Source organism: Fusobacterium perfoetens, assembly GCF_021531475.1.
GTDB lineage: Bacteria > Fusobacteriota > Fusobacteriia > Fusobacteriales > Fusobacteriaceae > Fusobacterium_B.
Genome location: NZ_JADYTX010000012.1, coordinates 43,765 through 52,442 on the forward strand (window position 1 = coordinate 43,765; position 8,678 = coordinate 52,442).

8 protein-coding genes are annotated in these 8,678 nt (G+C 29.0%); 6 read left to right on the forward strand and 2 right to left on the reverse strand.

What is annotated here, in order from left to right:
* Positions 1-34: 34 nt before the first annotated feature.
* Both I6E15_RS04185 and xseB read right to left on the reverse strand, forming a co-directional pair.
* Entirely contained in the window at positions 35-922 is an 888-nt protein-coding gene (locus tag I6E15_RS04185; RefSeq protein ID WP_235244943.1) for a polyprenyl synthetase family protein, read from the reverse strand.
* Complete coding sequence (gene xseB / locus I6E15_RS04190) at positions 915-1,151, reverse strand: exodeoxyribonuclease VII small subunit (protein WP_177160816.1); 237 nt, start codon at positions 1,149-1,151, stop codon at positions 915-917. Before xseB ends, I6E15_RS04185 begins: the two co-directional genes overlap by 8 nt.
* 170 nt (positions 1,152-1,321) lie before the next feature.
* Here xseB and I6E15_RS04195 point away from each other — a divergent pair, with 170 nt between their 5' ends.
* Genes I6E15_RS04195 through I6E15_RS04220 form a run of 6 tightly spaced genes read left to right on the forward strand, consistent with a single transcriptional unit; the run spans position 1,322 to position 8,168 of the window.
* A complete protein-coding gene (locus I6E15_RS04195) occupies positions 1,322-3,442 on the forward strand; it encodes a penicillin-binding protein (RefSeq protein ID WP_235244951.1) in 2,121 nt (706 codons plus the stop codon).
* Positions 3,443-3,458: 16 nt separating this feature from the next.
* Entirely contained in the window at positions 3,459-5,750 is a 2,292-nt protein-coding gene (priA, locus tag I6E15_RS04200) for a replication restart helicase PriA (protein ID WP_235244959.1), read from the forward strand.
* A gap of 39 nt (positions 5,751-5,789) precedes the next feature.
* On the forward strand, positions 5,790-6,302 hold the full coding sequence (gene def, locus I6E15_RS04205) for a peptide deformylase (protein WP_235244979.1): 513 nt from the start codon (positions 5,790-5,792) through the stop codon (positions 6,300-6,302).
* Positions 6,303-6,316: 14 nt separating this feature from the next.
* The gene (locus I6E15_RS04210; protein WP_235244987.1) at positions 6,317-6,589 is read left to right on the forward strand and encodes a septum formation initiator family protein; all 273 of its coding nucleotides are present in this window, start codon (positions 6,317-6,319) and stop codon (positions 6,587-6,589) included.
* A 36-nt stretch (positions 6,590-6,625) separates the two neighbouring features.
* Positions 6,626-7,672 carry a class II fructose-bisphosphatase gene (gene glpX, locus I6E15_RS04215; RefSeq protein WP_177162405.1) on the forward strand — a complete coding sequence of 349 codons (1,047 nt, stop codon included), beginning with the start codon at positions 6,626-6,628 and terminating at the stop codon, positions 7,670-7,672.
* A 10-nt stretch (positions 7,673-7,682) separates the two neighbouring features.
* Positions 7,683-8,168 (forward strand): hypothetical protein, encoded by a 486-nt coding sequence (locus I6E15_RS04220; RefSeq protein WP_235244989.1) that lies wholly within the window; start codon positions 7,683-7,685, stop codon positions 8,166-8,168.
* Positions 8,169-8,678 lie beyond the last annotated feature (510 nt).

Here is an 8,678-nt window from a genome sequence, read left to right on the forward strand (position 1 = left end):
GAATAAATATTAAACATTTTTATTTAAAAAAAGTTTAATTTTTTCTGAAAGCAATATAATCTGTAAGTTCTATCAACATTTTTCCTTTTTCGTGAGAGAAGTTTTCTTTGATAATATTTTTAGCTTCATCAACAATCTCTTGTAGAAGTTTTTTACTTTCATCAAGTCCTATAAGTGACGGATAAGTAGATTTATTAAGTTCTGCATCACTTCCAATAGGTTTACCTAAAGTTTCAAAATCTCCTTCGATGTCTAGTATATCATCTTTTATTTGGAATGCAAGACCGATTAAGTCAGCAAATTTTTCTAATTTTTCTCTTATATCTTTTGAAGTTTCAGAGATAACACAACCGATTTCGATAGGAAGTCTTAAAAGTTTACCAGTTTTATTTTTATGGATATATTTTAAAGTTTCCATATCGATTTTTTTATTTTCACTTTCAATATCTATCATCTGTCCACCAATCATACCGTTAATACCAGCATAACTAGAAGTTAGTCTTACTATTTCAACTATTTTTTCAGGAGAAAGTAGGTTTAGATTTTTTTCAGTTAAGATATAGAAAGCGTGAGTAAGTAGAGCATCTCCTATTAATATCCCCTCTGCCTCTCCAAATTTTTTATGAGTAGTAAGTTTACCACGTCTATAATCATCATTATCAAGAGCTGGTAAATCATCGTGAACCAGTGAATAAGAGTGTATCATCTCTAGAGCCGCAGCTGACGGTACACCTAATTTTTCATCTTTATCAAATAGATCTAAAATCATCAAAAGTAAAATAGGTCTTATTCTCTTACCACCATTTAAAACAGCGTATTTCATTCCCTCAGCAATCTGAGTTGGATAAGTTAATTCATTTAAAAACAGATTGATACTGTCTTCAACAAAAACTTTCTTTTCACTTAAAAAATTCTTAAGCATTTTCTTTCACCTCGAACTCTTCTATTTGTATTTCATCATTGCTGTCTTTTATAACTTTTAAAAGTTTACCCTCAGCACTGTCGATAATATCTTTTGCAGTTTTTATATACTTCATAGCTTTTTCATATTCTTTTATTGATTCATCAAGAGTTAGACTTTCATTCTCTAACTTTGATATAATCTCGTCGATATTTTCTAAAGCCTTTTCAAATGAAATAGATTTTCCCATAAAAATCCCCCTAATCATATATTAAAATCATAGATTTTTATCTATCATTTTTATTTTAACAAAAAAAAGCTGTTTCATCAATAAAATAAAAAAAATTTTTACTTTATACAGAACTTTTGTTATAATATATTGTAGGATAGATAAAATAAAGGATAGAGGCAGTTTAGATAATGAAGAAAGAGGCAAAAATAAAAATAGCACTATTAATATTGAACTTGGTACTTTTGGTTGCAAGTATTGTGAAGACAAATCACCTTTTTATAATGATGTTTTCTGTAAGCTTAGTTTATCTTTTTTGGTTGTTTAGAAGAACAAAGATTATAGGTAGAAAGAAAAACTTTGTAGTAAAAGCCACTATGAGTACAAATATAGTTCTTTTTTTAATAATGATTTTATTTATAAGACTTTATAAAGTACAAGTTGTTGACAATGAAAAATATAATAATCTTATAAAAAGACAGATAGAAAAAGTTTATACTTTTAGAGGGAAGAGAGGAAGTATCTACGATAGACAAGGAAGAGAGATAGCTTATGACATTCACGTCTATGATATTATAATCGACCCTTATATGCTTAGCCAAACTAAGAAAACTAAAGAGATAATAAATGAACTTTTTGAGACTTTATCTATTAATAAAAATGAAAATAAATTTGTAGATGAGTTGGAAAAAGACGCCAAGAATAAAAGAAGATATAAACTTCTTGGGGTAGAATTAACTAATGATGAAAAAGTAAAAGTTGATGATATAAGAAAAAAATATTCTCTTAGAAATAACGAAATTATCTTAAAAGAGGATACAAAAAGAATCTATCCTCGTGGTGAGATATATCAAAATATAGTTGGAATTATGGGATATGAGCAAGAATCATCAGAGTTTGTAGGAGTAAACGGAATAGAAAAACAATATGAAGATTACTTAAAAGGAAAAATTCTTAAAAAGAGAGTGTCTTCTGTAAAGAGTAGAAACTTTGCTCTTCCTACAGCCAAAGAAGATTTTGATATTTCATCAGACGGAAAAGATGTATATCTAACTTTAGAAGAGGATCTACAATATATCCTAAACGACGAGATAAAAAAACAATTTGATGAAACAGATTCAGAAGAGGCTTATGGTATAATAGTTAATCCAAACTCTGGAGAGGTATTAGCTATTGCCACTTTTAAGAAGAATAAAAAAGTTGTAAGAAATCCAATATTCCAAAACCAATTAGAACCGGGATCAATATTTAAACCAATAGTTGTAGCTGGTGCATTGGAAGATGGTTATATCAATGAAGATTCAACATTTGATGTAAAAAATGGTAGAATTACAAAACATAGACATACTATAAAAGAGGCATCTTGGTCAGTAAAAGGTGTAATGTCAGTAAAAGATATATTGGCAAAATCTAGTAACGTAGGAATGGTACTTATAAGTGACGAGTTTGAAGACAGTGTAATGTCTGGATATTTAAAGAAATTTGGTTTCTATGACAAAACAGAGATTGATTTTCCTTATGAAAAAGTTCCTTATCATACTCCAAGTAGAAAATGGGACGGTCTTAAGAAAAATACAATCGCCTTTGGTCAAGGGATAGTTGTAACGCCAATACAAATGGTAATGGCATTTTCATCTCTTGTAAATGGTGGAGTTTTATATAGACCATACTTAATGGAAAAAATAGTTGATTCGAGCAACGGAACAGTTATAAAAAGAAATACTCCGAAAGTTGTTAGACATACAATTAGCAAAGAGACATCTGAAAAGATGAAAGATATGCTAGAACAAGTTGTTGTGAGTGGTGGAGGAGCTAGAGCAAAAGTTTCTGGATATAGAATTGGTGGAAAAACTGGTACTGCACAAATAAGTGCTGGTAGAGGTGGATATTTAAAAGATGATTACTTAACATCTTTTATCGGTTGTTTCCCAGCTGATAATCCTAAATATGTTGGACTTATAATGTTTTATAAACCAAGAAATGTTGAAAGAAAACTTGGAGGACTTATAGCAGCTCCAGTATTTTCAAATGTTATAAAAAGACTTACAATAACAAGAGAGATTGTAGCTGACGACATTTCAAAAATAAAAATCACTGAAAGTGAAATAGAAAATATAAATCTAAAAACAACAAAAACTAAAATATATATTATGCCTGATATAAAAGGAAAAACTATGAGAGAGGTTGTAGATATATTTAGTGGAAATCAAGTTAAACTTAATATAAAAGGAACTGGTAAGGTAAAAGAGTTTTATCCTAAGCCGGGAACAGAACTTTTGGAAGTAAACGAGATAAAAATCATATTAGAATAAATTTGGAGGGTGAAAGATGAAGTATTATAAACTATTTGTAGACGGCACAAATTCATTTTTCACTTACTCTGATGAAAAAGAGCAGTTTAGTATTGGAGATAGGGTAGCTGTAAACTTTAGAAATAGAGAAAGAGGAGCTTTAGTAATCGAAGAGGATAAAAGTGAGAGTTTTGATTTTAAAGTCTTAGGAATTAAAAGAAAACTAGAAAATGAAATATCACTTTCCCCTAAGTATATAGAGCTTTTATTATGGATAAGCAGATATTATCTATGTAACTTCTCAACAGTTTTATCAGCTGCACTGCCAAAAGAACTTAAGATAAAATATAGTGAGTTTTATAGTTTAAACCTTAGTGATAAAGAATATGACGAAAATCTTGATTATTTTTTTGATAAATTAGGAGCTACAAAACAAACTCTTAGAAAGACCTTTGAGCTTTCTGAGATAAAAGACTTTATAGATAGTAAAATTCTTACAGAGATAAAAGATAAAAAATATATTTTAGATTTTGCAAGATATGAGACACTAGAAAACAGAGAAAAATATCAAGATATTTATAATTATTTTATAAAAAGAAATAGATTTAGTAAGAAAACCATTGATGAAAAGTTTGAAAAAAAAGTTATAGATAGACTTATTGAAAATAAAAAACTAATCTATGAAAAGAAAATATCTGAAAGAGAGTTTGAAGAACTAGAGGAGATAAAAAAAATAACTTCTAAAGATGTAGAACTAACAGATAAACAAAAAGAGGTAGTTGAAAATATAGAAAACTTGGATAAAAAATATTTTCTTATCCGTGGTATAACTGGAAGTGGAAAGACGGAGGTCTATATAAAACTTATAAAAGACGCTTTAAAAGAGAAAAAGGGAAGTATATTTTTAGTCCCAGAGATTTCCCTTACACCACAGATGAAAGAGAGATTTGCAAGGGAGTTTGGAGAGGAAGTGGCTGTTCTTCACAGTAATATCTCTGATAAGGATAAACAGAGAGAGTGGCTTAGTATAATCAGTGGAGAGAAAAAAGTTGTACTTGGAGCGAGGTCAGCTATATTTGCTCCAGTGAAAAATCTAGCCTATATAATTGTAGACGAGGAACACGAAAATAGCTATAAGCAAGATACAAACCCTCGTTACAATGCAAAATATGTGGCTATTAAAAAAGCTATCTTAGAAGATTGTAAGGTTGTCCTTGGGTCAGCTACTCCAGATGTAGAGAGTTATTATTTAGCTAAGAAAAATCAATTTCATTTAGAAATTTTAGATAAAAGATACAATGATGCAAAACTTCCAGAGATTAAACTTGTGGATATGAAAGAGGAAGAAAATAGTTTCTTTAGTCGTGAACTTTTAAAATCTATAAGAGAGACACTATTAAGAGGGGAACAAGTAATACTTCTTCTAAATAGAAAAGGTTATTCTACAATGATTCAATGCAAAGATTGTGGACATATAGAGGAGTGTGAACATTGCTCTATAAAACTAAGTTACTACGAAAGTACAAAAAGATTAAAATGTAATTATTGTGGCAGAGAGAAACGGTTTTTAGGTAAATGCTCTAAATGTGGTAGCACTAATTTATACTTTGGTGGAAAAGGTACAGAACAGATAGAAGAAAAACTAAGAGAATATTTTAATGTCCCAATAGTAAGGGTTGATTCTGAAACAGCTAGACAAAAAGATTTCTATGAAAAAACATATTTTGACTTTTTAAATAAAAAATATGATATAATGATAGGGACACAGATGATAGCGAAAGGGTTGCACTTCCCAAATGTAACTTTGGTAGGAGTAATCAACGGAGATTTGATTTTAAGTTTTCCAGACTTTAGAGCCTCAGAAAAGACATTCCAACTGATAACTCAAGTGGCAGGTCGTGCAGGTAGAGGGGATAAAAGTGGTAAGGTTATAATTCAAACCTATCAACCTGAAAACTATGTTATGGAAAATATTAAAAATAGTGATTATGATAAATTTTATGAAAAAGAGATAGGAATGAGGGATATTTTGGAATATCCACCATTTTCTAAAACTATAAATATAGGATTTTCTCACACTGATGAAAAGATACTAGAAGAGGTTTCAAATGAGTTTTTTCATCTTATAAAGAGAGATTATGTAATGGTCTTTGTGCCAAATAAAAGTCTTGTATATAAAGTAAAAGATAGATATAGAAAAAATATCTTTATAAAAGGTGAAAAATCAAAAATAAATTATTTTAAGAAAGAGTTATTAAATGTATTAGAAAAATTTGATAGCAGAGGGTGTCGGATAGTAATTGATGTAGACCCAATCAATTTAATATAGAAAATAAAAAATATTTAGAAATAAAAAAGGTGGTAAGAGATGTTATACGAAATAAGAACTTATGGTGAACAATGTCTTAAAGACAAAAGTGAAAATGTCACTGAAATAACCCAAGAGATAAAAACTTTATTAGATGATATGGTTGAGACTATGCACGAGGCAACAGGAGTTGGACTTGCTGGACCACAAGTAGGAGTTAATAAAAGACTTTTTGTTATAGATATTGGAGACGGAGTTGTTAGAAAAATAATAAATCCTGAGATATTAGAGATGTCAGAGGCTTGTATTGAAAGTGATGAAGGGTGTCTAAGTGTACCTGGGATTTATAAAAAAGTAAGAAGAGCCCAAAAAATAAAAGTTAGATATACTACAGTTGAGGGAGAAATAGTTGAAGAAGAGATGAAAGATTTCTTAGCAAAAGCTTTCCAACACGAGTATGACCATTTAGACGGGACTTTATTTATAGAAAGAATTTCTCCAGTGGCTAAAAAAATGATATCTAAAAAATTACAACTTATAAAAAAAGAAACTGAGAAAAAATTAAAAAAATAAGTTGGTGAAACTAGATGAACTTAAAAAGAGTAGGATTAGTTCTAATTGTACTATCAATAGTAGTGGGAGTAACACCAAGAATATATAAAAGTTTTATAAAAATCCAAAAGTTAACTTTTGAATTAAATGCCTTAAAATATAGAAAGCAAGAATTAAACGACGAGATAAGAAGATACAAAATAAATACTGATCATTTAAAAGATGATTTCTATAAAGAAAAGGAAGTAAGAGAAAAACTTAAAATGGTTAAACCGGGAGAACATATTTATAAAGTATTGGTTAAGTAATAAAATTTAATATACAAAGTAAGTATAGGAGGAAAAATGAAAAAAGAAATAGCATTAGATTTTGCCAGAGTAACTGAAGCAGCAGCATTAGCAGCTCAAAAATGGGTAGGAAGAGGAGATAAAAACCTAGCTGATAACGCAGCAGTAGAAGCTATGAGAAACGTTCTAAACAGAATGAAAATAGACGGAGAGATAGTTATTGGAGAGGGAGAGATTGATGAAGCTCCAATGTTATATATCGGTGAAAAATTAGGTTTAAAATATAATGAAAAAGATATTGAACCATTCACAGAAGAAGAATTATCTTTAGTTGATATAGCTGTTGACCCAATTGAAGGTACAAGAATGACAGCTCAAGGGCAACCAAATGCAATCGCAGTTTTAGCAGCAGCTGAAAAAGGAACTCTTTTAAAAGCACCAGATATGTATATGGAAAAATTAGTTGTTGGACCAGAAGCAAAAGGTGTAATAGACCTTGATAAATCTTTAGAAGATAATATAAGAGCAGTAGCTAAAGCTTTAGGAAAAGATGTAAAAGATGTAATGATAGCTATTCTTGACAAACCAAGACATAAAAAAGTAATCGAAAGAATAAGAGAATTAGGAGCAAAACTTTATGTATTCCCAGACGGAGACGTTGCATCATCTATTCTTACATCAATTGTTGATTCTGATGTAGATATGATGTATGGAATCGGTGGAGCACCAGAAGGAGTAATCTCTGCAGCAGTTATAAGAATCTTAGGTGGAGATATGCAAGGAAGACTTATCCTTAGAAGTGATGTAAAAGGTTCTGACGACAAAAACGACAAAATATCTGAAGAAGAAGCTAGAAGATGTAAAGAAGTTGGAGTTGAAGTTGGTAAAAAACTAGAACTTAACGACCTTGTAAGTACAGATGAAATTATATTCTCTGCCACTGGTATAACTTCTGGAGATCTATTAGAAGGTGTAAAAAGAAAAGGAAATATCGCTAGAACACAAACTCTTTTAGTAAGAGGAACTAGTAAAACAATAAGATATATCAACTCTGTTCATAACTTAGATTTCAAAGATGCACATCTAAATGATTTAGTAATTTAGTAGGTGGGGTATGTTATTTTATGAAGAGTTTATAAAAAATATAAAAAATAATTTAGAATTAAAAGGAAGAGAGAGATTCTTACTTGATATTAAAAAAACTGTCTTTTGGTTAGGTACAGGACTTCCAATACTTGTTATGGGGATAGCTGAGCTTATGATGTATTCATCAAGTAAAGCTCCAAAAGATATGATACTTGCAGTTATATTTATCTTTATCGCTCTAAGACATTTAAAAGTATATTTTAGTTACAAGATAATATTAGATTTTGAAAAAGATCTATTAATAAGCAATGATGTTAAAATAGAACTAAATAATATAAAATCTTGTGTATTAAAAGAAGAAGTTCTTGGAAGAAAAGGAAAAGTACAAGCTGTAGTTGAAATAGTAACTAATGATAAGAGAAAAATCATCATACCTTTAATGATGAATAAACAAGTGAGATTTGTTAGTCTTTTAAATACTAGATTAAAAAATATATTTGTTATTGAAAAATAATCAAAGTAATAATTAAAGCTGGTTAGGGATAATTTTTAACCAGCTTTTTTTATTTTCTAAAATTATAAGAAAAAATATAGAAGATGTTATTATATAAAAATTTTGACTAAGGAATAAAATTTTTAAAGAAAGAGGTTATCCATAATTATAAAAAGCATAATGAAAAGATTTCAAAATGAGAATCATAATATAATATAGTTATGAAAAAATAAAATTTCCAAAAAATAAGAAAAGAACACCTCTGGGTATAAGTGTTCTTTCCTTGTATAACACAAAATAAATAGGATGAGTATAACGAAAAATTGATCTGAGTCAATATTTCTTGGAAAACTCTGGATAAAATTTCCCATACACATATGATACAACATTTTTTAAAAAAAAGCAAGTAAAAATATAAAAAAGAAAACATAAAAGGATAAAAAAATATTCAATTTTAGAGGGTGTGAAGAGTTTTCTGTAAATCTTAACTTTCTATGATAAAAATTGTTTAATTTAATATTTTTACTTTAT